Source organism: Halorubrum sp. 2020YC2 (assembly GCF_018623055.1).
Lineage (GTDB): Archaea > Halobacteriota > Halobacteria > Halobacteriales > Haloferacaceae > Halorubrum.
The window spans coordinates 528,924-554,343 of record NZ_CP076019.1 but is presented as its reverse complement, the minus strand read 5'-3'; the positions used below and the strand labels follow the sequence as shown (position 1 = coordinate 554,343).

The window sequence follows — 25,420 nt, the reverse complement described above, 5'->3', positions numbered from 1 at the left end:
ACGCTTCGCGGGCCGGGCGGAGTGCGGGATCACTCCCGCTCGGCGGCGTCCGCGACCGCGTCGAGCAGTTCCGCGTCGCTCGCGTCGGAGGCGACCGGAACGACGCGGTCCGCGGCCGCGGCCACCTGGGCGTTCGGACCGTCGGCGGTCGCGGGGGCGCCCTCGGCGCTCCCGACCGCGAGCGTCGCGTCCGCGTCCGCGGCGAGGTCCCGCGCCGCCGCGAGCGCCTCCGGGGACGGGTCCTCGAAGGGGGGAACCGTCACGGCGATCGCGCCCGCGTCCGCAGCGGCGCCGGCGGCCGCGTCGCCCTCGGGGACCACGCCGACCGACGGCTCGTGGCCCGCGGCCGCCAACCGAGCGACGGCGCGCGCAGCCGGCCGCCCCGTCCCGATCACGTGAACCCGACGGGGTTCGGCGTCGCTGTGCGGGAACGCCGTCACCGCGGGCGTCCCGGTCGCCGGGTTGCGGCCGACGAACGCCTCCGCGTCGAAGGCGGCGCCGACGGCGGACGCGGACAGCACCGACTCCGGCGGGCCGGCGGCCCGAACCCCGCCGTTCGCGAGGACGACCACCTCGTCGCAGTACCGGGCGGCCGCGTCGAGGTCGTGGATCGCGGCGATCGCCCCGCGGTCGCCGTCGTCGACGAACGCGCGGACCAGTTCGAGCGTCTCGACCGCGTGGTTCACGTCGAGGCTGGCGGTCGGCTCGTCCAAGAGGAGGAGGGGAGCCGCCTGCGCGAGCGCCCGGGCGAGCAGCACGCGCTGGCGCTCGCCGCCCGAGACCTCAGTGATCGACCGGTCCGCGAAGCGCTCGACGTCCGCGGCCGCCATCGCCGCGTCGACCGCCTCGTCGTCCTCGACGCCGTGGGCGTCGAACCGGCCGAGGTGCGGCGTCCGCCCCATCTCGACGACGTGGCGCACGCGGAAGTCGAACGCGAGGTTCGTCGCCTGCGGGACGCTCGCGACGCGGCGCCCCACCTCCTTGACCGACAGCGACGCCGCCGGGTCGCCGCCGATTTCGACGGTCCCCGCGTCCGGTTCGACGGCGCCGGTCACCGCGCGCAACACGGTGGTCTTGCCCGCGCCGTTCGGCCCGACGAGGCCGACGAGCGAGCCGGGTTCGACCCGGAGGTCGACGCCGGAGACCACGTCGACGTCGCCGAAGGAGACGGCCACGTCCGAGGCCGACAGGAGCGACGCGTCGCCAAAGGAGAGCGCCGTGTCGGGAAGCGATTCGGGGTCGGGCGCGGACGCAGGAGCGCTGCCGTCGTCGGGACGGTCCGCGCTCAAAGCTCCGTCACCTCCCGGGTCACGAGCAGGTAGACGAAGAAGGGCGCGCCGACCGCGGCGGTGATGATCCCGACCGGGTACTCCGCGGCCGCGGAGCGGGCGACCGTGTCGGCCGCGACGAGGAACGTGCCGCCCGCGAGCGCGGCGGTCGGGAGCAGCACCCGGTGGTCGGGACCGACGACGAGCCGGAGCATGTGCGGGACGATCAGGCCGACGAACCCGATCACGCCGGCGAACGCGACGCCGGCGGCCGTGACGAGCGCCGAGGCCGCGAGCAGCACCCGCTTGGTGCGCTCGACCGCGATGCCCAGCCCGCGGGCCTCCTCCTCGCCCAGCAGGAGGACGTTGAGGTCGCGGGCGTACGCGAGCAGCACGGCGAAAAGCGGCGGGACGACGACGGCGGTGGCGGCGACCTCGCTCCACGCGGCGCCGGAGAGGTGGCCCATAAGCCACGCGACGACCTGCCGGAGCGACTCCCCGGCCTGTAGCTGGAGGTACGAGACGACCGCGCCGAGGAACGTCTGGACCGCGACGCCCGCGAGGAGGAGAGTGGCGACCGGCGTCCGACCGCTCGGGTCGCGATGGCGTACACGCCGAACGCGGCGACGAGCGCACCGACGAACGCGAAGAGGCTGGTGCCCGCGCCGCGCGAGAGCGCGACCTCGACGGGGCCGACGAACGGGAGGGCGACGGTCGTCGAGAGCGCGGCGGGGTAGACGATGAACGCGACCGCGCCGACCGCCGCCCCCGAGGAGACGCCGATGATCGACGGGTCCGCCATCGGGTTGCGGAAGAACCCCTGCATCACCGTGCCGGCGGCCGCGAGCGCGAAGCCGACGAGCGCGGCGAGCAGGATCCGCGGGAGCCGCACGCCCACGACGATCTGCTGGTGAACGGAGTCGACGGGGAACGCGAACGGCGAGGCGAACGCGAGGTCGACGCCCGGGAGCGTGAGCGGGCCGACGCCGGGTATCGCCAGCGGCCCGACGCCGCTCGCGCTCGTCTCGATCCCCGCCGGCACCGAGAGCGCGTTCAACACCGACTTGACGACGGTCTCGGGCGGAATCCTGACGGGACCGATCGCGGCGCTGACGACGACGACGACGGCTAAAAGCGCCGCTACCGCCGCCGACCAGACCGCCGACCGGACCCACGGTCGCATACGTTCCCCAACACAACTTGTAGTAGGTAAATACTTATTGGACGAAGCCGGTCGTCGATCCGATGCGAGACAGCTTCGCGATCGCGATGGCCGTGCTGGTGACGACCGCCCTGCTCGGCGGCGTCGCCGGGACCGCCGCGGGCGCACAGCCGACGATATCGACCGACGGCCCGACCGCGGGGGCGCACCCGGCGGTCGGGGCCGCGGGCGCGTCGGGGACCGCCCCGGCGCAGACCGACGACGCCTGCGGGTTCCCGGTCAACGCCACGGACGCCACCGGCGAGACGGTGACGCTGGAGGAGCGTCCGGAGCGGATCACGACGCTGAACCCGTCGGCCGCGCAGACGCTGTGGGAGCTGGGCGTACAGGACCGCGTCGTCGGCGTGAGCCAGTTCGCGTTCTACCTCGACGGCGCCGAGGAGCGCGCGAACGTCTCCGCCGAGTTCGGCGCGAGCGTCGAGCGCGTCGTCGACACCGACCCCGACCTCGTCCTCGCGCCGAACTCCTCGGCCGCCGACGTCGAGCCGCTCCGCGAGCAGGGGCTGACCGTCTACCACTTCGAGGCGGCGACCTCGGTCGAGGACATCGCGGAGAAGACGGAGACCATCGGCCGGCTCGTCGGCGCGTGCGACGCCGCCGCGGAGGCCAACGCGGAGATGAACGACGCGGTCGCGGCCGCGGAGGAGCGGACCGCTGACGTCGACCGCCCGGCGGCGCTGTACCCGCTCGGCGGCGGCTACGTCGCGGCGAACGACACGTTCATCGACGCGATCATGAACGCCGGCGGCACCGCCAACGTCGCCTCGGAGTACGAGGCGTACCCGCAGCTCTCCGACGAGGTCATCCTCGAAACGGACCCCGAACTACTCTTAGTCACCGACGCCGAGGCCGCCATCCTCGACTCGGAGCCGTACGCCAGCACGACCGCGGGCACCGAGGACAGCTACGTCGTGATGAACGAGAACTACCTCAACCAGCCGGCGCCGCGCAGCGTGATCGAGTCGACGACGACGCTGTCGAACGCGGTGGTCGAGATTCAGGCCGACGGGAGCGAGTCGACCGACGGCAACTCGACGGACGGTTCGGCTGACGGCGACTCCTCGGACGGCGATTCGTCGGGCGACGACGACTCGGCCGACGACTCGTCGACCGACGGCGAGGACGGGAACGAAAGCGACGAGGACGGGAACGAAAGCGACGAAGACGAAAGCGCCGGGGACACGGGCGCGGAGTCGCCCGGATTCGGCGTCGTCGCGGCCGCCCTCGCGCTGCTCGCGACCGGGCTGCTCGCGCGGCGCGACTGACGCGGAGCGGTTTCGGACCGGCGCTTCTTTTTAAATTCCCTGACCCATCAGGTGGCTGCGGAGGACGTCTGGCGTCTTCAAGCCGGCGTCGCTGTTGAGCAGTACGACGGTCTCGTCGCCGTCGAAGAAGCCGTCCTCCGCGAGCGCCCACGCGCCGGCGGGGGCCGCGCCGCCCGTGGCGCCCATCTCGACGACCTCGTTTTGCGCCACGGCGACCGCGCTCGCGAGGATGTCGTCGTCGTCGACGCCGACCGCGGTCCCGCCGCTTTCGGTGACCGCCTCGACCGCCGCGGCGCCGCCGGCGGGGTCCGGGATCTCAAGCTCGCCGCAGATGGTGTCCGGCGTGCCCCACGGCTCCGGCTCGTCGAGGCCGCGCTCGACGGCGGCCGCGATCGGGGCGCAGCCGGCGGCCTGCGCGGCGACGACCTTCGGAGTCCCGTCGATCGCGCCGACCCGGTCGAGCTCGTCGAACCCCTTATAAACGCCGGCGACGACCTCGCCGGAGCCGGTCGGGACGACGACGACGTCGGGGCGTCCCCGAGGTCCGCGACGAGTTCGAAGGCGACCGTCTTCGCGCCCTCGTGGCGGTACGGCGTGGCGAACTCCGCGAGGTCGGCGTACTCGGTCTCCAGCTGCTCGTCGACCGCCGCGGCGGCGTCCGGGAAGCGCCCGCCGACCACGCGCATCTCGCCGCCGTGGACGTTCGTCATCGACTTGTTCGAGAACGCGCACCGCGAGGGGACGAAGGAGTACGAGCGCAGGTCCGCCCGCCCCGCGTACGCCGCCATCGACTGCCCGGCGTTGCCGGGGCTGGCGCAGACGAGCGGCTCGACGTCCGCCCCCTCGGCCGCCCGTTTCGCCACCGCGGTCACGGCGAGCGAGAGGCCGCGGTCGAGGACGGTCCCCGTGGGGTTCCGCCCCTCGTCTTTGACGTACATGGCGTCGACGTCCAGCTCCTCCGCGAGCCGGTCGGTGGCGACGAGCGGCGTGCCGCCCTCGCCCGCGGTGAGCGCGTCCGCGGCCGGGAAGGGGAGGAGCGCGTCGAACCGCCAGTGGCCTCGTGCGGTCGCTGGCGCGGTCCGCGCGTCGCCGCTCGCGCCGCGGGCCGCGGGGTCGAACAGGTCGTCCGGGTCGACCGCGTCGTAGTCGTAGGCGGGGTCGAGTCCGCGCGCCCGCTCGTCGCCGTCGATTTCCGCCGCGTCGGCGGTCTCGTGAACGCGTCCCGACGCCCGGCTCTTTAACCCGCGAAACGCCGGCGTGGTCTCGAAGTCAGCCATACCGAACCTTGCGGCGGCGGCGACTAATCGCTTCGCACTCGGGACTGGACCGCCGGCAGACTGACACCACAACAACGCGGTGGCGCGCGCCTGCGAGCGGCCGCCCCTGGCGGCCGCGAGTAGCACGCGCGAGGGACGCGGTGAGTGAGGGGCGACCGCAGGGAGCCCCGAACGAGCCGCGAGGCTGGGGAGGCGTGAGGTGCAGTTGCGGTGCTGTGCGGGGCGGGACTCAAAGGGGCAGCCGCGAGGGCGAAGCCTGACGACGCAAGCACCACAGGGAGCGAACGGAGTGAGCGACCGAGGAGCGCAGCGAGTCACGCGAGTCCTCGCGGCTGGGGCTTTGGAATTGGTCACCGCGGAATTATCGATCACGTACTGACGAGCGGCTGGGGCTTTGGAAGTGGTCACCGCGGAATTATCGATCACGTACTGACGAGCGGCTGGGGCTTTGGAAGTGGTCACCGCGGAATTATCGATCACGTACTGACGAGCGGCTGGGGCTTTGTGGGTGTTCACCGTTGATCCGTCGTCGATTATTTATAAACTAGCGGCTGGGGCTTCGAGGGCGTTCGTGTTCGATCGGACTTATAAGTGACAATCCGATCCCGCGACACAATCGAATCCGAACCGTTCGCCCGCTCAAGAAACTCCCCACCGCGAGGAGGGTGGCAGTCGGAAGAGCGCGATCAGCCGACCGGTCGCGTACACGGCGGCGTACAGGAACGCCTACGAGGGCGCCGCGACGAGGAGCGCGAGGTGCGTCCCGAACGTGGCGGCGCCGCCGACCGCTCGGAACCAGATCGTCTGACTCACGGCGCGGAGCCGACCCCATCGGTACGTGAGAACCGACATTCCGCCGCCGAGAAACGCCCCGGCGACGACGGCGACGAGGGCGGGCGGTCCCGGAGACCGGATGGAAGCGATGACGACCGAGGCGGACTCGGACCGGCCCGAGGCGACGGTGAGAAGCCCGAAGACGAGGAGCGACGCGCCGAGTTGAACGAGGTCCGCGGCCCGCGCGTCGACGCCACCCTCCGACGAGGCGGCGTCCGGGTCGAACACTCGGTCCGACAGCCCGAATCCGGTCAGTCCGAGCAGGACGACCGGCACGCCGAGCGCGGCGCTCGCGGTCGGACCGCCGACGAACAGCCAGACGCCGAGCGGGACGAGGGCGAGGGAGAGCCACCGGCCGAGTTCGACCCGATCCACAGACCGAATGCGCCCGGTCCGAACAAAAGCGTGGTCACCGCGACGGACTCGTCCCGCAGGCGCTTATAAACCCGCGACCCGAAACGACGCGTATGAACGGAGACGCCACGGTCGTCGGCGGCGGACTGGCGGGGCTGGTCGCGGCGACGCGGCTGGCCGAGGCGGGCGCGGACGTGACGCTGTACGAGCGACGCCCCGAGGTCGGCGGCCGCGTGCGGACGGAGACGGTCGACGGCTTCACCCTCGACCGCGGCTTTCAGGTCCTCTTCTCCAGCTACCCCGCCGTCGAGCGCGAACTCGGCGCCGAGGGACTCGCGGCCCTCGACCTCCGGACGTTCGCCCCGGGCGCGACGATCTGTCGACCGGGATCGCGCTCGACGCTCGGTGACCCGCTCCGCGACCCGCTGTCCGCGCTCCCGTCGCTGTTGAACGACGAGGTCTCGTTCTCCGATAAGCTCCGGACGCTGGCGCTCCGGTATGACCTCGCGAACCGCGACGAGTCGGACTTTTTCGCCGGCCCCGACGCCTCGATCCGCGAGTACCTCCGCGACTGGGGGTTCGCGGACGACTACGTCGAAAACTTCGTGGAGCCGTTCTACGGGGGGATCACCTTGGACCGCACCCTCTCGACCTCGAAACAGGTGTTCGAGTACACGTTCCGCGCGATGGGCCGCGGGTCGATCGGGGTCCCCGCCGAGGGGATGGCCGCGCTCCCCGCCGCGCTCGCGGACCGCGCGCGCGAGGCGGGCGTCGAGATACGGACCGGCGAGGACGTGGAGGCGGTCCGCGTCGCCGGACAGGGTCGGATCCCCTTCCGAACCGGAAAGGCCGACGCCGAGGGCGCCACCGTCGAACTCGCGGACGGCTCGACCCGCGAGACCGACGCGGTCGTCGTCGCGGCCTCGCCGCCGGAGGCGCGCCGGCTCACCGGCGTCGAGTCGGTCCCGACCGAGGGCGTGCCGAACGTCACCGGCTGGTTCGCGCTCCCCGCGGGCGAGTCCTTCGAGACGGGCGGGCGCATCCTGCTCAACGCGGCCGACGAGTCCCCCAACGCCGTGGTGCCGATGTCGGAGGTCGCGCCCGAGTACGCCCCGGGCGACCGCGCGCTGCTCGCGGCGACGTTCCTCGGCGAAGACTCCTTGGACCGCGACGCCGAGGACCTCCGCGACGACGTCCGCGACGCGCTGGAGGCGTGGTTCCCCGAGCGCGGCTTCGGCGGGCTGGAGACCCTCGACGTCCACCGGATCCGCTTCGCGCAGTTCGCGCAGCCCCCGGGCGTCCACGCCGACCTCCCGGATCCCGACGACCCGGAGGGACCGGTCGTCCTCGCCGGCGACTACACGGAGTGGTCGTCGATTCAGGGCGCCTTGGAGAGCGGGCGGAACGCGGCCGAGACGGCGACAGAGTACGATAAATAGGTCGCACGCCCCCGCCGCCGCGACTCCTCGCGCTCCTACTCCTCCCGCAGGAACGCGTCCTCGCCGTGCTCCTCGACGGCCGCGAGCAGTTCGTCGCGCTGGCGCCGGATCTCCGGCGGGAGTTCGGCGTACGCGTCCCCGAACATGTCGCTCGGGCCGGCCTCGACGGACTCCGCGAAATCGATCGCGTCCGCGACGACGTCGTCCGCCTCCTCGCGGATCGCCGCGACCCCCTCGTCGTCGATCCGCCCCGTCTCGCGGAGGAACGCCTCCATCCGGTCGAGCGGGTCGAGCGCGCGCCACGGGTCCACGTCGTCGGGGTCGCGGTAGGCGGTCGGGTCGTCCGCGGTCGTGTGCGCGCCGAACCGGTACTCGACGAACTCGATGAGCGCGGGACGCGGTCCCTCTCCCTCGGTGCCGGCAGTATCGCCCCGCGCGCGCTCGGCCGCCTCCCGCGTGACCGCGTAGCTGGCGAGCGGGTCGGTCCCGTCGACGCGGACGCCGTCGAAGCCGTAGGCGGTCGCCTTCTGCGCGAAGGTGTCGCTCGCGGTCTGTCGCGACTCGGGGATCGAGATGGCCCAGCCGTTGTTGTGACAGCAGAATATCGTCGGCGTGTCGAACACGCCCGCGAAGTTCATCGCCTCGTGGAAGTCGCCCTCGCTCGTCGCGCCGTCCCCGAAGTGGCAGGCGACGACCCGGTCCTCGTCGCGGTAGTCGAACGCCCACGCGGCGCCGACCGCGTGCGGGAGATGCGCCGCGATACCGATGTTGAGAGGGAAGACGTTGCCGTCCTCGATCGCCTCGGTCCCCGACTCGTGACCCATCCAGTAGGGGAGGTACTCGGCCAGCAGGTCGCGGACGACGACCGCGCCGTGCTCGCGGTACTGGTAGCTGATCAGGTCCCGGTCCGCGAGCGCGTGCGTCGACCCGACCGCCGACCCTTCCTGACCCGCGCAGGGCGCGTACGTCCCGATCCGACCCTGTCGCTGGAGGCTCACGGCCCGCTCGTCGAACCGGCGCGTCACCACGAGGTCGCGGTAGATGGCGCGGAACTGCTCGTCCGACAGGTCCGGAACGGTTGCGCCCGGCAGCGGGCTTCCGTCCGGGCCGAGCACGCGGTAGAGGTCCTCGTCGGCAAGGGGGTCGGCCGCGGGGGCGGCGGGGTCAGCGGCGGGGTCAGCGTCGGGGTCGGCGCCGTCGGCGCCGTTCTCGTTCATGCGCGACTGGTGTGCGCCGAGATCACAAGGAACTAGCGGTCGCGGCCGTCCCTCACCGCCCCGCGTACCGCCGGCGGGCGAAGAGCATCGGGGGACCGATCAGCGCCCCGGCAGCCGCCGTCAGCGCCAGCACGAGGCCGACGAGGAGCGGGGTCGGACCGGCGGCGAGCAGGTCGACGCTCCAGACGACGAGGAACCACGCGGTCCAGACGAGGCCGGTCCCCAGCGCCGTGAACGCGCCGTACGCGACCGCGGCCGGGTAGGTGTACGCCGCTCGGCGTTCGACGACCGCCCACCAGAGCCCGCCGCCGACGAGCAGCGCCGGCGCGGCGAGGAGCGGCACCGGGAACGACTCGGAGAGGCCGATCACCTCGGTGAAGACGCGCAGGACGTCCGACAGCAGGCCGGCGGTGACCGCGCCGCAGCCGAGGGCGTGGACGCCGGCGAGGATGGACCACCGGCGCGAGAGCGCGGAGCCGGACGAGACGGAGCGTTCCATGCGGGGTGATCGCGGGGATGGTAGGAGAGCCTGTCCGTGAGTGAAGCGCCGGTTTTAGCCTCCGGCTCAGGGCGTGATGACCGCGCGCCCGTCGATCTCGCGGCGTTCGAGCTTCTCCGCGACGGCGTTGATCTCACCGAGGTCGTACCGGCTGGTGTGGAGGTCGACGTCGCCCTGCTCGACGAGCGCGACGAGCTCCTGCAGCTCGGCGTACCGCCCGACGATGTTGCCGACGAAGGAGAACTCGCCGTTCACCAGCGCCTGCGACGGCTCGTGGACGTGCCCGCCGTAGCCGATGATGTGGTGGTCGCCGCCCGCCGCGGTGATCTCCGGGGCGTACGAGGTCGTCACGTCCTCGCCCACGAAGTCGAGCACCTGCGCCGCGCCCGTCCCGTCCGTGATCCCCTCTATCTCGGCGGGCACGTCCGCCTCGCTCGGATTTATCAGGTGGTCCGCGCCGTAGCTGTCCGCCAGGTTCAGCGCCGACTCCTTCAGGTCGACCGCGGTGATCCGCGCCGCGCTCATCGCGTCGAGACACTGGAGACCGATGTGACCCAGGCCGCCGACGCCGACGACGACCGCGTGGTCGCCGGGGTTCAGCTCCGCGGCCGCCTTCTTGACGGCGTGGTACGCGGTGATGCCGGCGTCGGCGTGGGGAGCGATGTCGATCGGGTCGACCCCGCTCGGCAGCGGGATCACCGAGCGCTCGCTCGTGTGGAGGTACTCCGCGAAGCCGCCGTCCGTGGTGAGGCCGTTGAACGCGTCGTTCTCGCAGTGCATCGTCTCGCCCAGCCGACACGGGCGACACGTCCCGCAGGTCTGGACCGGGTGGCAGATGACCGGGTCGCCCGGCGAGACCAGATCGACGTTATCCCCCGTCTCAACGACGGTCCCGGCGTTCTCGTGGCCTAAGGTCAATGGGAGCTCCTGCGGGACGTACTCGGCCCACATCCCCTCGATGATGTGGTTGTCCGTCTGGCACCAGCCCGCCCCCTCGACCTCGACGATCACGTCGTCCGGGCCGGTCGCCTCGGGGCGGTCGACCTCGTCGATGGCGAGCCCCTCGCTCATGTCGTCCGTGTACTCGTGGAGTCTGGCTGCTTCCATGGGTGACACCGTCTCGGGGAGTTCACATAAACGTTCGTCGAGTACTCCGCGGGGGCGCTCGGCGGTCCGGCGGGACGCCGGCGGTCGCCTCCGGCCGCGGGTTCACAGCAGCCGGTCGAACTCCCCGAGCGGCGGGAACCGGAGCGGCTCCTCGCTGCCCGGATCGTACACCGTCGGGGCGAACGCCGCCGCGTCCTCGACGAGCGGCGAGTCCAGCCCCTCCCTCGCCGCGTCGTTGACCGGGACGCCGGCGGCGAGGCGGGTGAACGCGGGGAGGAGTAGCACGTCGGCGCCCCGGAAGGCCCCCTCGCCGCGGAGGACGCAGGGGCGGCGGTCGCCCTCGATCTCGATCGTCGGGTGGACGTGGCCGATCACGTACCGGTCCGCCGCCGCGGACGGCGCCTCGTGGCCGTGACAGACGACGGTTCGGGGTCCGTCACTCGCGGCGCGGTCCCCGGACCCACCGAGGACCAACTCCTCGCGGACCGGGCCCTCCCACGCCTCCGCGAGCGCGGCGTCGTGATTCCCCGCGACGAGTTCGAAGGCGGCACCGCGCGCCTCGCAGGTGTCGCGGAGCGCGCGGAGCGTCTCGGCCGCGCGGTCGCTCACCCGGTCGAAGGTGTGGACGACGTCGCCGGCGACGACGACCGTTTCGGGGTCGAACCGGTCAAGGAGGCTGCCGAGCCGGTCGACGAGGTCCGCCCGCTCGCCGAGCGGGAGCGAGACGGCGGAGGCCTCGCCGCGGCCGGCGTGGAGGTCGGAAACGACGAGCGCGTCGGATCCGGAGAGGTAGACGGCGCGCTCCGCGAACGCGACGTCGGAGAAGGGGGTCGCGGTCCCGATTTCGTCTCCGGCCCCGGCCTCGGCGTCCGTATCGCCCCCGATGTCGGCCTCGCCGTCTGCTTCCGTCACCGGCCGTACCCGGTCTGACGCTCGCGGCGGCGGTCCGCGTCGCGGTCGGCCGGACCGCCGTCGACGTGGTTGCGGGCGGTCGCGTACGCCTCGCGGACGCGCCGGAACGACTCCTCGTCGCCGCCCTGGTCGGGGTGCGTCTCCTTGACGCGCTCTCGGTAGGCGCCCTTCACCGCGTCGAGGTCCGCGTCTCGGGAGACGCCCAGCTCGTCGAAGGCGTCGCCCACGGGGTCGGCGCGGCCGGCGGAGCCGCGGGGCCGCGACGGGCCGGTGGCGGAGCGGCCGGTACCGAAGCGGTCGCCGCCGAAGCGTCCCGACCGCGCGGCCTCCGAACCCGCCGACTCGTCGGTCGCCCAGTCGGGCTCGTCGACGTCGAACGGGAGCCGACGGCCGAGCCCGCGGCCCGGCATCTCGTGCTCACAGAGGACGGTGTAGACGCCCTCGCCCTCTAGCCGGAAGTAGTCGTGCGCGTCGAAGGTGATGGCGACGCCGCGCTCGGGGAGGTAGAAGGGGACCGACACGTCGTCGAACGCGTGGTCCTCGTCGAAGCGCTCGCCGGCCGCGCTCAGGTACGTCCGGATCTCGCGGCGGCGGCGCTCGTCGCCGGCGGCGCCGCGGCGACCGGCCGCCGCGGCGGGGGCCGGAGCGAACCGGCCCCCGAGGTAAAAGGCGACCGCGACGAAGGCGGTGGCGACGGCCCCAAGGCCGATCCCCCAGAGGACCCACCGCGGCAGCAGCGTCGTGAGCTCGGCGAACACACCCGCCGTAGCGGCTCCCCGGTAATCAACCTCCCGCCGGCCCGCGGGCTACGTGGCCGAGGGCCCCGCGGGTCGTCGGACTGCGAATCAAGGGCAGAAAGTTCTCTTCGGACCGGGCGACTCAGTCTCCGCGGACCGACCGGCTCAGATCATCCCCTTCGCTTCCAGCCCGTCGAGGATGTCGTCGACGAGCGCCTCGGGGGTGTCGTAGGGGAACTCCTGTTCGCTGCCGAGCTTCGCCGCCATCTCCATGGCGGTGAAGCTCACGTCGCCGGCCTCGAACTTCGTGCCGGGGCCGTCCGGCAGCGCCGGAACGAGGTCCATCTGGTTCTCGACGGGGAAGTCTGCGCCGCCGAACGCGTCTAAGAACTGTTCGCGGAGTTCCGCTCTCACGTCGCTCATACACACTTCATCCCGCGAGCGCCCGCAAAAGGGTTGCGGAACAACGGTGAACTCATTTAGGGTTGAGAAGCGCGCGGCGAACCCCGACCCCCGTGCCGGATCCTGCGGAACTTTGTCGCTGGCGCGGACAGTTCCCGGTATGTCACGCGAGTTCGACTTCGAGTTCGACCTGCTCCGAGAGCTGACCGAGGCCCGCGGCGTCCCCGGCTACGAGGACGACGTCCGCGAGGTCGTCCGCCGCGAGTTCGCGGACAGCGTCGACCGCGTCCGGAGCGACGCGATGGGCAACGTCGTCGGGACGATCGGGGGCGACGCGGACTACTCGGTCGCCGTCGCGGCCCACATGGACGAGATCGGGTTCATGGTCCGCCACGTCACCGACGAGGGGTTCGTCCAGGTCGACCCGCTCGGCGGGTTCGACGCGCGGGTGCTGCGCGCGCAGCGCGTCACCGTCCACGGCGACGAGGACCTGACGGGCGTCATCGGCTCCGTCCCGCCGCACACGCTGACTGAGGAACAACAGGAGAAGGACGACGAGGTGAAAGACGTCTTCATCGACCTCGGCCGCGACGCGGAGGCGGTCGACGGGCTGGTGAGCGTGGGCGACCTCGTCACCCTCGACCAGACCACGACCCGGATGGGCGACCGGATCACGGGGAAGGCGCTCGACGACCGGATCTGCCTGTTCGCGATGCTCGAAGCCGCCCGCCGGATCGAGAATCCCGACGTCACGATCCACTTCGCGGCGACGGTCCAAGAGGAGGTCGGCCTCCGGGGCGCGCAGGCGCTCGGTGTGGACGTCGACCCCGACCTCGCCGTCGCCCTCGACGTCACCGTGGCCAACGACGTGCCGCAGATCGGCGACCCGGCCGACGCCGTCACCGAACTCGGCGAGGGAACGGCGGTGAAGCTGAAGGACTCCTCGGTGATCACCAGCCCGAAGGTCCACGGCCGGCTGACTGAGGTAGCCGAGGAGGAGGAAATCGCCCACCAGCACGAGGTGTTGCCCGCGGGCGGCACCGACACCGCGGGGTTCCAGAACGCGGCGGGCGCGAAGCCGGTCGGCGCCATCTCGGTCCCGACGCGGTACCTCCACACCGTCACCGAGACCGCGGACGGCGGCGACGTCGAGGCGACGATTGACCTGCTGACGGCCTTCCTAGAGTCGGAGACGGGCGAGCACGACTACACCCTTTAAAATGACTTCCCGCTGACCGCTATCAGTCGTCGCTCGGGACCGCCGCTCCCGGCTCCCGACCCGCGCGGTGGGCGCCCCGCGCCTGCCACGCGAAGCCGGTCGTCGCGAACGCGATGAACCCGGCCGCGAGCAGGAACCCCGTCTCCGTGGTCGTCCAGTCCATCGTCGTCCCGACCAGCACGGGACCGACGACCTGCCCGACCTTCCACGAGACGGAGCGCAGGCTCATCGCGCTCGCGACGGAGTCGTACGCCTCCCCCTCGTTAACGAACAGCGACATGCTCGCCGGGAGCCGGATCGAGTCGGCGATCCCCAGGAGCGAGTAGGCGGCGAACAGCGCGAAGAAGGCCCCGCCGAGCGTCTGGGAGTCCCCGAGGTACGAGACGGTGACCGGCGCGAGTGTCCCCTCGAAGTACGCCGCGAGCGGGACCATCGCGGTGCCGACGCCGTACAGGAGCGCGCCGACCGCGACGAACAGGTAGGTGCGCTCGTAGCGGTCGGTGAGGTCGCCCACGAACCCCTGCGTGAGCGCCTTCGTCAGCTTCCCGCCGGCCATGATCCAGCCGATGGCGAACGCGGAGATGCCGAACGTCGTCCGCGCGTAGATGGGGAGGAAGATGATCACCGCCATCTTCCCGACGCTGAAGGTGAACCGGAAGAAGACCAGCGCGCGCAACATCGGGAGGCCGAGCAGCGAGCGGAACGTCTCGATCCCGCCCGCGTCCTCGGGGTCCTTCCGCCCGCCCGGGTTGTCGCGGAGGAAGGCGAAGACGAGGGCGAACGCGGCGAGCGTGACGACGGTCAAGACGAGGTACGTCTCGGAGAACCCGTAGGCGTACAGGAGGTAGCCGCCGACGAGGTCGCCCGCGAGCGACGAGAAGGAGGCGAACTGGTTGTACGAGCCGAGCCACCGTCCCTGCTCGTCGTCCGGGCTGATCTCCCCGATCACAGTCGCGCCCGTGATCCAGAGGACGCTCGCGCCGAGCCCCTGGACCATCCGCACGAGGATGATGTGGACGGAGCTGTCGACCAAGGCGAAGCCGACGAAGACGGCGACGTTGATCAGGAAGCCGCCGAGCAGCCACCGCTTCGCGTTACCGGTGTCGACCTTTCGCCCCAGCGGCAGGACGATGACCAGTTGGACGATCGCGAACGCGGTGCCGAACAGGCCCTCGATGAATCCGGTGGTGCCGAAGAGGTCCGCGTACAGCGCGAGGGCGATGAGGATCGTCGAGTACGCCTGACTGCGCGCGAACGCGGTCCCGGCGAGCGCCGCGAACTCGCGGTCCCCGAGCAGCCGTACCGAGTTGCCGAACTTCGCCACGGTCGTCTCTGATCGGTGGCAACGACGCCCCGAGAAAAAAGGGCCTCAGATCCGGCGGTCCGGGTGGGGTTATCGTTTCAGTTGGTCGATGTTCGGCCGGGCGGCCACGTTGAGATCAGCAGGTATCGCGGGGAGCCGCCCGGCCGAGTGCGGCGATCGTACTCGGCGTACCGGCGGAGACGCATCAGTAACGGAGAACGTCCGAAACGCCGCGTAGACCTATTTAAATGATTCCGTCCAGTAATTTTATCTCGTTTGTCTCTAATCGTTGAAACATGAGTTCAGCAGGTCCCCAGGGGCTCCAAGCCGTTCCCGAAGAGCTACACGATCGCGAGGCGTGGCTCGACCCGTTCGACTGGTACGAGCGGATGCGTGAGGAGGCGCCGGTCCGCTACGACCCCGAGCGTCGCACGTGGGACGTCTTCCGGTACGAGGACGTGAAACGCGTCCTGGACGACGACGACGTGTTCTCGGCGGACCCGGAGGCGGCGGACGACTTCGTCGAACCCGAAGGGCCGGGAGAGGGGCTGATCCTCGATACGATGCTGTTCGAGGACCCGCCCCGTCACGACGAGCTGCGGAACGTCGTAGACGAGTGGTTCCAGCCCCGAACGCTCGCCGACCGCGAGCCTCACTTCCGAGACCTGGCGGGGGAGTTGCTCGACGACGCCGTCGGGACAGGCGGGCAGATGGACGTCGTCGAGGACCTCGCGTACCCGTTCCCGGTGGCGGTCATCGCCGAACTGCTCGGCGTCCCGGCGTCGGACCGCGACCGGTTCAAGACGTGGTCGAACACGCTCGTGGAGGCCGCGAGCGACGACGAGAGCGCGGACGCGTTCGCGGAGCGCCAGCAGCAGATCCAGATGGAGATGGCCCAGTACTTCCTGGAGATGATAGAAGACCGCCGCGAGAACCCCCAGGATGACCTCCTCTCCGTCATCGTCACCGCCGAGTCCGACGCGGGCGAGACGCTCTCTCGCGAGGAGGCGCTCGGGATGTGTATCCTGCTGCTCGTCGCGGGGAACATCACGACGACCAACCTCATCGCGAACGCGGTCCGGTGTTTCGCCGAGGCGGACGGGGACCTGTTCGACGAGCTACGCGGGGACGACCGCGCGCTCACGGGCGCCGTCGAGGAGGTGCTGCGATACCGGTCGCCGGTACAGGCCATGAGCCGGGTCGCCACCGAAGACGTGACGATGCGCGGCGAGACCATCGAAGCGGGCGACCGCGTCATCGTCTGGCTCGGCTCCGCGAACCGCGACGAGCGCCAGTTCGAAGCGGCGGACACGTTCCGACCGGAGCGATCGCCCACCCAGCATCTCGGATTCGGTCACGGGACGCACTACTGTCTTGGTGCGCCGCTCGCCCGACTCGAAGCCAAGGTCGGGCTGTCTGAGCTACTCGACCGCGTCGAGAACGTGCGGCTCGCGGAGACGTCCCTCCAGCCGACCCGAAGCTCGTTCATCTACGGCGTCGAGTCGCTCCCGATCCGATACGACGAGCGACAGTAGGATTACGGCGAAACCGCCCTGTGAGAGTTCGATTCTTTAGGCACGAAACGGAATGAAACGGCGGTTAGCTGAAAGGTGCGCCTCGATCGGTCGCGAGAGCAGATGGATCGGATCGGCGGAGAGGTCGTTTATAAGTCGAATTTGGGTGTCGGCCACGCATTTATAAATGACCGACGACGCAGAGGAGATCCGAGCCCCGCCCTGCTCCGCACCGCCGCCCACCGCACGCCTCCCCCAGCCTCGTCGCGGCCGCTTCGAGGCGACCGCGACGCCAGCGAGAATCGAAGATTCCCTGGCAGCCGGCGCTACGCGCCGGCGACGCCACCGCCCACGTTTATAAGTGATTGCCGCCGCTCACGACTTTTACATATCCTATCGCTACCGCCGATCTGACGCTCCGCTTTCGCTATCGGCCGCCGCTGGCCCTACTCGAGTGATTGAGGGAGCGCGGCAACGGAGCCGACCGAGCCTAGTCGTGCCGGAAGCAGCGCGACCCGGTGAACGCCATCGCCATGTCGCGCTCGTCGGCCGCGGCGATCACGTCCTCGTCGTTGACGGAGCCGCCGGGCTGGATTATCGCCTCGATGCCCGCGTCGGCCGCCTCCTCGACCGCGTCCGGGAACGGGAAGAAGGCGTCCGAGGCCATCACGGCGCCCTCGGCGGACTTCCCCTCGGCGTCCTTCTCGGCTTTCATCGCCGCGAGCGTCACGGCGTCGACGCGGGACACCTGCCCCATCCCGACGCCGACCGTCTCGGTGCCGGTCGCGAAGAGGATGCCGTTGGATTTCACGTGTTTCAGCGTCTGCCACGCGAACAGCATCGTCTCGACCTGCTCGTCGGTCGGCTCGCGCTCGGTGACGAACTCCAGGTCCTCCGCACTCGGGGACTGGCGGTCGCGCTCCTGAACGAGGCGGCCGCCGACCACCGGCTTCTCGGTGAACCGCTCGGAGAAGCGCTCGTCGCCCTCGCCCAGCGGGCCGACGTCGAGCACGCGGAGGTTCTTCTTCTCCGTGAGCACGTCGAGCGCGCTGTCGGTGTAGCCGGGGGCGACGACGACCTCCTTGAACGAGTCCGCCACCGCGGTCGCGGTGTCGGCGTCGCACTCGCGGTTCAGGGCGACGATGCCGCCGAACGCCGACTTCGCGTCCGTGCGCAGCGCGCGGTCGTACGCGTCCGCGAGGTCCGAGCCGACGGCGCAGCCAGCGGGGTTGGTGTGTTTGATCACCGCGGCCGCGGGGTCGTCGAACTCCTTGACTAACTCGAGGGCCGCGTCGGCGTCGTTGTAGTTGTTGTACCCCATCCCCTTCGCGCCGGGGTTCAGCTGGGCGGCGTCGACGACGCTCGCCTCCTCGGAGCCGTCGTCGACGTACAGCGCGGCGTCCTGGTGCGGGTTCTCGCCGTAGCGCAGCGAGGCGGCGCGCTCCTCGGAGACGAAGCGTCGCTCCGGGAAGTCGCCGCCCACGTCGCCCTCGACCGCGACCTCGACGGGGGCGCCGTCGGCGTCGCGCTCGACGGTCACGCGCCCCTCAGCGAACCAGCGGACGGCCCGCGGGTACGCCGTGAACTCGGCCTCGCGGAGGACGCGCGCCTTCAGCGAGTCGGCGTCGTCGTCCTCGTACACCGGGATCGGCTCCTGGGTGACGACCGGGCCGGCGTCGACCTCCTCGGTGACGACGTGGACCGTACAGCCGGTCGTGCGGACGCCGGCCTCTAACACCTGCTCGTAGGCGTCCGTGCCGGGGAACGACGGGAGCAACGAGGGGTGGACGTTCAGCGTCGTCGGGACGGCGGCGAGGAACGCGTCCGTCAGCACGCGCATGTAGCCGTCCAGACAGACGAGGTCGACGTCGTAGTCCGACAGCCGCTCGACGATCCGGCGCTCGTGTGCCTCCCGCGACTCCCCCTCGTCCCGCTCGACGACCTCGGTCGGCACGCGGCGCTCCGTCGCGGCCTCCAACACGGGCGCCTGCTCGCGGTTCGTCAGGACGACCGACAGCTCCGCCCCCCCGGGCGCGGCGTCGGCGATGTGTCTGAGGTTCCGTCCTCGGTTGCTCGCGAGTCCCGCGATCTTCATGTGTGAGCCTCCGACCGATCGGGTATATCGATTGCGGTCTGTTGCGCGGGTGTGTCCACGAACGCGGATCGTATCGCGCTCTCGAAGCGCGGAGAGCGCGTGACGGATCCACGTCCGTGCGTCGCCTCATCGACACGCTTTTGCCGGCTCCGGGGGCAGTCGCGGGCATGACCGACGACTCCGACCCGACGGCCGACAACGACGGATCGGCGGCCGACAACGACGGATCGGCGGCCGACAACGACGGATCGGCGGCCGACGACGCCATCGCCGGACTGTCGCGCTCGGACCCGCTCGCGGCGGTCTCGCCGCTCGACGGCCGCTACGCCGGCCGGACCGCGCCGCTGTCGCCGTACGCGAGCGAGGCCGCGCTGATGCGCGCCCGGACCCGCGTCGAGGTCGAGTACCTGCTCGCGCTGGGGGGACTCGACGTGACGCCGATAGAGTTCGACGAGGCGACCGAGGCGGCGCTCCGCGGGATCTACGAGGGGTTCTCGGCCGAGGACGCGCGACTGATAAAGGAGTTAGAGACCGAGGGGGCCGCGGGGTACGACGCGACCAACCACGACGTGAAGGCGGTCGAGTACTTCCTCCGCGTCCGGCTGTCGGAACTGGCCGAGGGCGGGACCGGCGGGGAGACCGACGCCGCGCTCGACGACGCCGAGTCGCTGTACCCGTGGATCCACTTCGGGCTGACGAGCGAGGACGTGAACAACCTCGCGCAGCGGCTCCTCGTCAAGCCCGCGGTGAGCGAGGTGATCGTCCCCGCGGTCCGCGAGGTGCGCGACGCCTTGGTCGAGTTGGCGCACGACTACCGCGACACGCCGATGCTGGCGCGCACGCACGGCCAGCCCGCGACGCCGACCACGTTCGGCAAGGAGATGGCGGTGTACGCCGCGCGGCTCGGCCGCGCGCTGGGGCGGGTCGTCGTCGCGAACGAGGACCTCTCCGGCAAGCTCGCGGGCGCCTCGGGCACCTTCGCCGCCCACCGCGTCGCCTACCCCGACGTCGACTGGCGGGGGTTCTCCGAGTCGTTCGTGCGCGGCCTCGATCTCGAACACACCGCGCTCGCGACGCAGGTGAACCCCTGCGACGACCTCGCCGCGCTGTTCGACGCGCTCCGGGGCGTCAACAACGTCCTGCTCGATCTGGACCTGGACGCGTGGCTGTACGTCTCCGACCGCTACCTCGGGCAGGAGGCCGTCGAGGGCGAGACGGGGTCGTCGACGATGCCCCACAAGGTGAACCCGATCGACTTCGAGAACAGCGAGGGGAACCTCTCGAAGGCGAACTCGGATCTCACCTTCCTCGCGGACTACGTGACGACCTCGCGGCTCCAGCGCGACCTCTCCGACTCCACCGTCAAGCGCAACGTCGGCGCCGCCCTCGCGCACTGCCTCATCGGCTACTCGAAGGCCGCCGACGGGATCGGCAAGGTCGTCCCGAACGAGGCGGTGATGCGCGAGGAGCTGGACGCGACCCCCGAGGTGATAGGCGAAGCGGTCCAGACGATCCTGCGCCGAGAGGGCGACACCGAGGCCTACGAGCGCGTGAAGGCGCTCTCGCGCGGCCGGTCGGTGACGCTGGACGACTTCCGCGAGCTGTTCGACGAACTCGACGTCGACGAGTCGGTCCGCGAGGAGCTGAAGGCGCTGACGCCGGCGGGCTACACCGGGTTCGCCGACGAGCTGGTAGACGAACCGGGCGAAGCGGACGGGTAACGTCCGCTCAGCGCTGTCGGAGGTCGAGTTCCCGCGTGGAGACGCCGGGGCGGTCGACGAGGCGGCGGTACTCCGCGGCGACGTCGTCGGCGTCGATCGCCGTCGGTCCGGCGTCGGGGCGGACGGCGGAGCCGATCCGGACGTACGTCACCGACACGTCGTCGAGGGCCGCGTCCAGCGAGACCGCGAGCCCCCGCGCGGCCGGCGCGACCGCGCCTCACTCGACCTGCGCCGTCACCGGCGGCTCCGCGTACGTCGTCCCGCTGAAAAGCACCGTCCCCTCGGTCTCGCGGAGGTCCGGCAGCGCGGCGCGGACGCACGCCATCGATCCGGCGACGCGCACGTCGAACAGCTCGCGGAGCCGGTCGGCGGTCGCGTCGTCGACCGGGTTACCCCCGCCGGCCGCCGCGTTCGACACGAGTACCTCGACCGGACCGAGCTCGTCGCGAACGCGCTCGACCGCCGAACGGACCGCCGCCTCGTCGGTCACGTCGGTCGGGATCGCGACGGCGTCGTCCCCGAGGTCGTCGGCGAGCGTCCGCACGCGCTCCTCGGTGCGCGCCAGCAGCGCGACCGCGAACCCGTCGTCGTGGAAGCGCCGCGCGACGGCGGTCCCGATCGTCGGGCCGACGCCGGCGATCACCGCGACTCGCGTCATGGACGATCGAGGCGCTCGGCGATCATATACGTTTGGCACCGGCGGGGCGCCCGCCGCCCCTCCGACCGTAACGCTCAATTCCGAGGGGGACGAGGCGCCGACGATGCCCTCCGACGACAGCGAGACGGAGTACTCCGTCTTTGACGACGAACCGGCCGAAAACGAGACCGACGACCGCGGTACCCCCGACGCACGGGCCGACGAGCGCCCCGCCTCCCTCGGCGGTGACGGCGGGGACGGCTGTCCGAAGTGCGGCGGCACCGAGACGGAGACCGACGAGATAGCCACCAGCGGGACGGGACTCACCAAGATGTTCGACGTCCAGAACCGGAAGTTCCTCGTCGTCTCCTGCGCGGACTGCGGCTACTCGGAGCTGTACAAGGGCCAGTCGTCCGGGAACGCGATCGACTTCTTCCTCGGCTGAGTCGGGGCGGGGGAGCGACCGGTCCCCGCTCCGCGAGCGACCGATTTTTGTCGGACGAGGAACCAGTCGCGGTATGGTCTCCCTCCGACCGCTCGCCGCTCTCCCAGTCGTCGGCGTGCTAGCCGACGGCCGCACGTATCGCCACCTGCTGTACCTGCTGATCGCGGTGCCGCTGGGATCCCTCTACTCGGGAATCGGATCGTTCGCTCTCGTGTTCGGGCTCCTCCTCTCGGTCGTCCTCGTCGGAGTTGGCCTCCTGATCGCGGCCGTCGTCGGCTCGCGGCTGGTCGCCGGGCTCGAACGGTGGCTCGCGAACCGACTGCTCGGCACCGATCTGGTCGCGGTGGACGACCTCCCGGCCGCCGCGGCCGACGGCGACGCGGGCGCGGTCGCGACGGTCCGGGCCTACCTGTCGGCGCCGTCGACGTGGCGCGGGCTCGGCTTCGTCTCGCTGAAGTTCTGGGTCACGGTGGCGGCGTTCGTGCCGCTCGCCGTCCTCGCGAGCGCGCTCCCGCTCGTGGCCGCGCCGGTCCGGTACCCGTACGAGACGACGCTCGGCGAGGTGAACGGCGAGCCCGCGGTGTGGGCAATCGATACGGCGCCCGAGGCCGCGCTCGCGGTCGGGGCGGGGGTCGTCGGCCTGCTCGTCGGACTCCACCTCACGAACCTGATCGCGGGCGGCGCCCGGCTGATGGCCGTCGCGCTGCTCGGTGACGAGGCCGGCTCGGAGGCGTGCGAAAAGCCTGACGGCCGCGGCTCTGACGACGCCGGATCGGCCCACAGCGACGGGGTCGACGGCGACAGCCGCGCCGATGACGACGCTCGCGGCGACCGCGACTGAGCCGCCCGGAGCGCTTATTCGCCTCCGAGCGTCAGGACCGGTATGGCACCGACGCTCGTGAGCGCCGCCGTGGGGGCGCTGCTCGCGGCCGCGCTGCTGGGGTTCGCGTTCGACCGGCGCGCGGTGGCGGTCGTCGTCGCGGCCGCGCTCGTCCCCTCGCTCGACGCGGCCGCGAGCCTCGTCGTCCCGGGCGCGACGAACGCTCTCCTCCACGCGGTCTGGGCGCCCCTCCTCGTCGGCGGGCTGCTGTACTGGGACACGGCGCTGCGCGCGTCGTCGACGCTGCGCGACCGGTACGGTCTCCGCGGGGTCCGGGTCGCGTGGGTCGCGCTCGCGTCGTTCGCCGTCGCCGGGGTCGGGTCGGCGCTGTTCGCCGGCGAGGGCGCTGCGCTCCTCTACCCGCTTGAAGACGCGCGCTACGTCGTCCGCGGACGACTCGTGTTCTCGACGCAGGAAGGGGTCGTCCAGACGTTCCTCTCGCTGGGCGGCGACGGGTCTGGCGCGCTGCCGCTCAGGCGCGCCGGCGGGGCGGTCGCGGACCCGGTCGCCTCGTGGATCAATCCGGACGGCCGGCCGGGGGTCGACCCGGGCGCCGACCGCGAGTTCCGGTTCGTCGACGGGGGGTGGCAGGCGGTCGTCGTCGCCGCCGCGGCCGCGACGCTCGCGGTCCGGTCCCGGCGGGACGGGGGCGCGACGGACGGCGACGGGGTGAGCCGCTGAATGCCCTCGACGGTCGTTCACGCCGGGTTCGCGCTGCTGCTCGCGGCGGGGCTGCTCGGGGCGTACTACGACCGGCGGGCGCTCGCGGTCCTGCTCGTCGTCCTCGTGCTCCCGGAGGCCGACAGCTTCCTCGGGGTGATCATGGAGGGCGCGCACCGCACGGTGGGACACAACTTCGTCCTCCCCGCGGCCGCCGCGCTGGCGCTGTACTACGACACCCGCGTCCGGGAGGAGTCGTGGATCCGCGAGCGGCTCTCCCCCCGGTGGATCGCGGTCGCGTGGGTCGCGCTCTTCGTCCACGTCTTCGCGCACGTCGCGCTGGACTGGACGCACCTCGACGGCGTGAACGCGTTCTGGCCCCTCCGCGACCGCTTTTTCGCCCTCGACGGAGAGGTACTGTACTCGACGGCCGACGGGTTCGTCCAGACGTTCGTCGACGTGCGGGTCGACCCGGAGACGGGGTCGCGGGCGGTCGACGCGGGCGCGGGCGGGACCAGCGAGTCGGTCCACGTCGACAACCCGGTCCAGCCGCGCGACCCCGACCTCAACGTCGAGGAGCCGGTCGACCGGCGGTTCCCGGTCGCGAACACCGGCTGGCGGCTCTACCTGATCGGCTTGGGGCTGTTCGCGCTCGGCGCGCGGCGGCTTCAGGGGGACGGCGTCGGGGAGGACGCCTGACGGCCGCGAGGGGATCGCACGACGGCGACGCGCCTGAAATCACACGACTGCGACGCCCCTAACATGGTATGACCGCAGGGTAAACCTCGGCGGACGCGTAGTCGGACGTAATGCCTACCAAACCGGACGCGGACCTGTCGGACGAGCCGCTCGCCGGGGAGTCGATCGCGGTCGTCGGCGCCGGCTTCGGCGGGCTCTCCGCGGCCAGTTACCTGGCCGACGCCGGAGCGGACGTGACGGTGTTCGAGCGGAACGAACACCCGGGCGGGTACGCCGGACGGATCGAGCGCGACGGGTTCCGGATCGACACCGGCCCGTCGTGGTACCTCATGCCGGAGGTGTTCGACCGCTTCTTCGAGACGTTCGGGCGCTCGACCGACGACTACTACGACCTGATCGAATTAGACCCGCTGTACGACGTGGTCTGGAAGGACGGCGACCGCGCGTCGATGCCGGCCGACCGCGCGGGGCAGAAGGCGCTGTTCGAGTCGTACGAGTCGGGCGCCGGCGACGTGCTCGACGAGTACCTCGCTGACGCGGCGGAGGCGTACGAACTCGGCATGGACCGGTTCGTCTACCCGAGCCGCTCGCGGCTGCGGGACATGGTCGACGCCGACGTGCTCCGGTCGGGCCGCGCGCTCCCGAAGCTCCGGGAGATGGACGACTACGTGAGCGACTACTTCGACAGCGAGAAGCTCCGCCAGATCGCGGAGTACAAACTCGTCTTCCTCGGCGGCTCGCCGTACAACACGCCCGCCATCTACACGCTGATGAGCCACGTCGACATGAACCTCGGCGTCTACCACCCGACCGGCGGGATCGCGAGCGTCGTCGACGCGATGGCCGACCTCGCGCGGGAGCTCGGAGTCTCGATCCGGACGAGCGAGCCGGTGACCGCGATCGAGCCGTCGGTGCCGGCCGCGACTCCGAAGTTCACCGTCGAGACGGAGCGGCGGGGGGGCGATGGCGACCCGGCCGCGACGGCGGGGTCGAGCACGCGCTTCGACCGCGTCGTGGCGAACGCGCCGCCGCCGCACGTCGAGCGCGACCTCCTCCCCGCGGGGACGGTCGACCGCGAGTCGTACTGGGAGTCCCGGACGTACGCGCCCTCGGCGTACCTCTCGTACATCGGCGTCGAGGGCGACGTCGACTTGGAGCACCACACGCTGGTGTTCCCGACGGACTGGCGGCCCCACTTCGACGACATCTTCGACGAGCCGGGGTGGCCGGACGACCCCGCCTACTACGTCCACGTCCCCTCGAAGACTGACCCCGAGGCGGCGCCCGACGGCCACGAGGCGGTCTTCCTGCTCGTCCCGCTCGCGGCCGGGTTGGAGGACGACCCGGAGACCCGCGAGCGGTTCCGCGAACTGGTGTTCGACGACCTGGCCGAACACGCCGGCGTCGACTTCCGCGACCGGATCGTCTTCGAGGAGACCGCCTGCGTCGACGACTTCCGGCAGCAGTTCAACGCGCCCCGGGGTACCGCGCTGGCGCTGTCGCACACGCTCGAACAGACGGGGCCGCTCCGCCCCGCGCACCGCGCGCCCGGCGTCGACGGGCTCTACTACGTCGGGGCGTACACCAACCCCGGCATCGGGATGCCGATGTGCCTGCTCAGCGGCGAGCACGTCGCGGAGGCCGTCGTCGAGGACGCGACCGGGAGCGGCGTGCTCCCGTCCGTCGTGCCGACGTCGACGCTGCGGTGAGCGGC

At 71.5% G+C, this 25,420-nt stretch carries 22 protein-coding genes and 2 pseudogenes; 10 read left to right on the top strand and 14 right to left on the bottom strand.

Annotated features, from left to right (window positions below):
- Positions 1 to 29: 29 nt before the first annotated feature.
- Positions 30 to 1,289 carry an ATP-binding cassette domain-containing protein gene (locus KI388_RS02695; RefSeq protein ID WP_215087859.1) on the bottom strand — a complete coding sequence of 420 codons (1,260 nt, stop codon included), beginning with the start codon at positions 1,287 to 1,289 and terminating at the stop codon, positions 30 to 32.
- Positions 1,286 to 2,451, bottom strand: a pseudogene (gene btuC / locus KI388_RS02690) (vitamin B12 ABC transporter permease BtuC). The gene KI388_RS02695 and the pseudogene btuC overlap by 4 nt, the downstream one beginning before the upstream one ends.
- Before the next feature lie 62 nt (positions 2,452 to 2,513).
- On the opposite strand from btuC, the gene KI388_RS02685 reads away from it, so the two are divergent.
- Entirely contained in the window at positions 2,514 to 3,755 is a 1,242-nt protein-coding gene (locus KI388_RS02685) for a PGF-CTERM-anchored ABC transporter substrate-binding protein (protein ID WP_215087858.1), read from the top strand.
- 30 nt (positions 3,756 to 3,785) lie between these two features.
- On the opposite strand, the pseudogene KI388_RS02680 reads toward KI388_RS02685, so the two are convergent.
- Positions 3,786 to 5,032 (bottom strand): annotated as a pseudogene (locus KI388_RS02680) (pyridoxal-phosphate dependent enzyme).
- A 726-nt stretch (positions 5,033 to 5,758) separates the two neighbouring features.
- The gene (locus KI388_RS02675; RefSeq protein ID WP_251133190.1) at positions 5,759 to 6,241 is read right to left on the bottom strand and encodes a hypothetical protein; all 483 of its coding nucleotides are present in this window, start codon (positions 6,239 to 6,241) and stop codon (positions 5,759 to 5,761) included.
- A 92-nt stretch (positions 6,242 to 6,333) separates the two neighbouring features.
- Here KI388_RS02675 and KI388_RS02670 point away from each other — a divergent pair, with 92 nt between their 5' ends.
- Positions 6,334 to 7,659 carry an NAD(P)/FAD-dependent oxidoreductase gene (locus KI388_RS02670; protein WP_215087857.1) on the top strand — a complete coding sequence of 442 codons (1,326 nt, stop codon included), beginning with the start codon at positions 6,334 to 6,336 and terminating at the stop codon, positions 7,657 to 7,659.
- 35 nt (positions 7,660 to 7,694) lie between these two features.
- Here the strand turns inward: KI388_RS02670 and KI388_RS02665 are convergent, their stop codons facing one another.
- The 6 genes from KI388_RS02665 to KI388_RS02640 all read right to left on the bottom strand — a co-directional run bounded on the left by KI388_RS02665 (position 7,695) and on the right by KI388_RS02640 (position 12,554).
- Entirely contained in the window at positions 7,695 to 8,876 is a 1,182-nt protein-coding gene (locus KI388_RS02665) for a thiamine pyrophosphate-dependent dehydrogenase E1 component subunit alpha (protein ID WP_215087856.1), read from the bottom strand.
- Between the two features lie 52 nt (positions 8,877 to 8,928).
- A complete protein-coding gene (locus KI388_RS02660; protein WP_215087855.1) occupies positions 8,929 to 9,375 on the bottom strand; it encodes a hypothetical protein in 447 nt (148 codons plus the stop codon).
- Positions 9,376 to 9,441: 66 nt separating this feature from the next.
- Positions 9,442 to 10,482: an NAD(P)-dependent alcohol dehydrogenase gene (locus tag KI388_RS02655; RefSeq protein ID WP_215087854.1), complete on the bottom strand. Its 1,041-nt coding sequence runs from the start codon at positions 10,480 to 10,482 to the stop codon at positions 9,442 to 9,444.
- A gap of 102 nt (positions 10,483 to 10,584) precedes the next feature.
- Complete coding sequence (locus KI388_RS02650) at positions 10,585 to 11,325, bottom strand: metallophosphoesterase (RefSeq protein ID WP_251133244.1); 741 nt, start codon at positions 11,323 to 11,325, stop codon at positions 10,585 to 10,587.
- Positions 11,326 to 11,390: 65 nt separating this feature from the next.
- A complete protein-coding gene (locus tag KI388_RS02645; RefSeq protein WP_215087853.1) occupies positions 11,391 to 12,152 on the bottom strand; it encodes a J domain-containing protein in 762 nt (253 codons plus the stop codon).
- A 144-nt stretch (positions 12,153 to 12,296) separates the two neighbouring features.
- Complete coding sequence (locus KI388_RS02640) at positions 12,297 to 12,554, bottom strand: MTH865 family protein (RefSeq protein ID WP_215087852.1); 258 nt, start codon at positions 12,552 to 12,554, stop codon at positions 12,297 to 12,299.
- Between the two features lie 139 nt (positions 12,555 to 12,693).
- Between KI388_RS02640 and KI388_RS02635 the strand changes: the two genes are divergently transcribed.
- On the top strand, positions 12,694 to 13,752 hold the full coding sequence (locus tag KI388_RS02635; protein ID WP_215087851.1) for a M42 family metallopeptidase: 1,059 nt from the start codon (positions 12,694 to 12,696) through the stop codon (positions 13,750 to 13,752).
- Between the two features lie 22 nt (positions 13,753 to 13,774).
- Here KI388_RS02635 and KI388_RS02630 read toward each other — a convergent pair whose 3' ends face one another.
- Positions 13,775 to 15,076 (bottom strand): MFS transporter, encoded by a 1,302-nt coding sequence (locus KI388_RS02630; protein WP_215087850.1) that lies wholly within the window; start codon positions 15,074 to 15,076, stop codon positions 13,775 to 13,777.
- A 275-nt stretch (positions 15,077 to 15,351) separates the two neighbouring features.
- Between KI388_RS02630 and KI388_RS02625 the strand changes: the two genes are divergently transcribed.
- Entirely contained in the window at positions 15,352 to 16,590 is a 1,239-nt protein-coding gene (locus KI388_RS02625; protein WP_215087849.1) for a cytochrome P450, read from the top strand.
- 469 nt (positions 16,591 to 17,059) lie between these two features.
- On the opposite strand, the gene purH is transcribed toward KI388_RS02625, so the two are convergent.
- A complete protein-coding gene (gene purH / locus KI388_RS02620) occupies positions 17,060 to 18,664 on the bottom strand; it encodes a bifunctional phosphoribosylaminoimidazolecarboxamide formyltransferase/IMP cyclohydrolase (RefSeq protein WP_215087848.1) in 1,605 nt (534 codons plus the stop codon).
- Positions 18,665 to 18,831: 167 nt separating this feature from the next.
- On the opposite strand from purH, the gene purB reads away from it, so the two are divergent.
- A complete protein-coding gene (gene purB / locus KI388_RS02615; protein ID WP_251133189.1) occupies positions 18,832 to 20,385 on the top strand; it encodes an adenylosuccinate lyase in 1,554 nt (517 codons plus the stop codon).
- A 7-nt stretch (positions 20,386 to 20,392) separates the two neighbouring features.
- On the opposite strand, the gene KI388_RS15195 is transcribed toward purB, so the two are convergent.
- Both KI388_RS15195 and KI388_RS02610 read right to left on the bottom strand, forming a co-directional pair.
- Positions 20,393 to 20,542 carry a hypothetical protein gene (locus KI388_RS15195; RefSeq protein ID WP_251133188.1) on the bottom strand — a complete coding sequence of 50 codons (150 nt, stop codon included), beginning with the start codon at positions 20,540 to 20,542 and terminating at the stop codon, positions 20,393 to 20,395.
- A gap of 60 nt (positions 20,543 to 20,602) precedes the next feature.
- Complete coding sequence (locus KI388_RS02610; protein WP_251133187.1) at positions 20,603 to 21,043, bottom strand: SDR family NAD(P)-dependent oxidoreductase; 441 nt, start codon at positions 21,041 to 21,043, stop codon at positions 20,603 to 20,605.
- 103 nt (positions 21,044 to 21,146) lie between these two features.
- Here KI388_RS02610 and KI388_RS02605 point away from each other — a divergent pair, with 103 nt between their 5' ends.
- The 5 genes from KI388_RS02605 to crtI all read left to right on the top strand — a co-directional run bounded on the left by KI388_RS02605 (position 21,147) and on the right by crtI (position 25,415).
- The gene (locus KI388_RS02605) at positions 21,147 to 21,467 is read left to right on the top strand and encodes a zinc ribbon domain-containing protein (protein WP_215087847.1); all 321 of its coding nucleotides are present in this window, start codon (positions 21,147 to 21,149) and stop codon (positions 21,465 to 21,467) included.
- 73 nt (positions 21,468 to 21,540) lie between these two features.
- Positions 21,541 to 22,308, top strand: coding sequence for a sensor domain-containing protein (locus tag KI388_RS02600; protein ID WP_215087846.1), 768 nt, complete (start codon positions 21,541 to 21,543; stop codon positions 22,306 to 22,308).
- Positions 22,309 to 22,350: 42 nt separating this feature from the next.
- Positions 22,351 to 23,028 (top strand): hypothetical protein, encoded by a 678-nt coding sequence (locus KI388_RS02595; protein WP_215087845.1) that lies wholly within the window; start codon positions 22,351 to 22,353, stop codon positions 23,026 to 23,028.
- Complete coding sequence (locus KI388_RS02590) at positions 23,029 to 23,706, top strand: metal-dependent hydrolase (RefSeq protein ID WP_215087844.1); 678 nt, start codon at positions 23,029 to 23,031, stop codon at positions 23,704 to 23,706.
- 110 nt (positions 23,707 to 23,816) lie between these two features.
- Positions 23,817 to 25,415: a phytoene desaturase family protein gene (gene crtI / locus KI388_RS02585; protein ID WP_215087843.1), complete on the top strand. Its 1,599-nt coding sequence runs from the start codon at positions 23,817 to 23,819 to the stop codon at positions 25,413 to 25,415.
- Positions 25,416 to 25,420: the final 5 nt, after the last annotated feature.

Excerpts from the sequence above, each read along its gene's own strand:
- KI388_RS02685 (WP_215087858.1), top strand. The coding sequence starts at position 2,514 with ATGCGAGACAGCTTCGCGATCGCGATGGCCGTGCTGGTGACGACCGCC.
- KI388_RS02670 (WP_215087857.1), top strand. The coding sequence starts at position 6,334 with ATGAACGGAGACGCCACGGTCGTCGGCGGCGGACTGGCGGGGCTGGTC.
- KI388_RS02665 (WP_215087856.1), bottom strand. The coding sequence starts at position 8,876 with ATGAACGAGAACGGCGCCGACGGCGCCGACCCCGACGCTGACCCCGCC.
- KI388_RS02660 (WP_215087855.1), bottom strand. The coding sequence starts at position 9,375 with ATGGAACGCTCCGTCTCGTCCGGCTCCGCGCTCTCGCGCCGGTGGTCC.
- KI388_RS02655 (WP_215087854.1), bottom strand. The coding sequence starts at position 10,482 with ATGGAAGCAGCCAGACTCCACGAGTACACGGACGACATGAGCGAGGGG.
- KI388_RS02640 (WP_215087852.1), bottom strand. The coding sequence starts at position 12,554 with ATGAGCGACGTGAGAGCGGAACTCCGCGAACAGTTCTTAGACGCGTTC.
- KI388_RS02635 (WP_215087851.1), top strand. The coding sequence starts at position 12,694 with ATGTCACGCGAGTTCGACTTCGAGTTCGACCTGCTCCGAGAGCTGACC.
- KI388_RS02625 (WP_215087849.1), top strand. The coding sequence starts at position 15,352 with ATGAGTTCAGCAGGTCCCCAGGGGCTCCAAGCCGTTCCCGAAGAGCTA.
- purH (WP_215087848.1), bottom strand. The coding sequence starts at position 18,664 with ATGAAGATCGCGGGACTCGCGAGCAACCGAGGACGGAACCTCAGACAC.
- purB (WP_251133189.1), top strand. The coding sequence starts at position 18,832 with ATGACCGACGACTCCGACCCGACGGCCGACAACGACGGATCGGCGGCC.
- KI388_RS02610 (WP_251133187.1), bottom strand. The coding sequence starts at position 21,043 with ATGACGCGAGTCGCGGTGATCGCCGGCGTCGGCCCGACGATCGGGACC.
- KI388_RS02605 (WP_215087847.1), top strand. The coding sequence starts at position 21,147 with ATGCCCTCCGACGACAGCGAGACGGAGTACTCCGTCTTTGACGACGAA.
- KI388_RS02600 (WP_215087846.1), top strand. The coding sequence starts at position 21,541 with ATGGTCTCCCTCCGACCGCTCGCCGCTCTCCCAGTCGTCGGCGTGCTA.
- KI388_RS02595 (WP_215087845.1), top strand. The coding sequence starts at position 22,351 with ATGGCACCGACGCTCGTGAGCGCCGCCGTGGGGGCGCTGCTCGCGGCC.
- KI388_RS02590 (WP_215087844.1), top strand. The coding sequence starts at position 23,029 with ATGCCCTCGACGGTCGTTCACGCCGGGTTCGCGCTGCTGCTCGCGGCG.
- crtI (WP_215087843.1), top strand. The coding sequence starts at position 23,817 with ATGCCTACCAAACCGGACGCGGACCTGTCGGACGAGCCGCTCGCCGGG.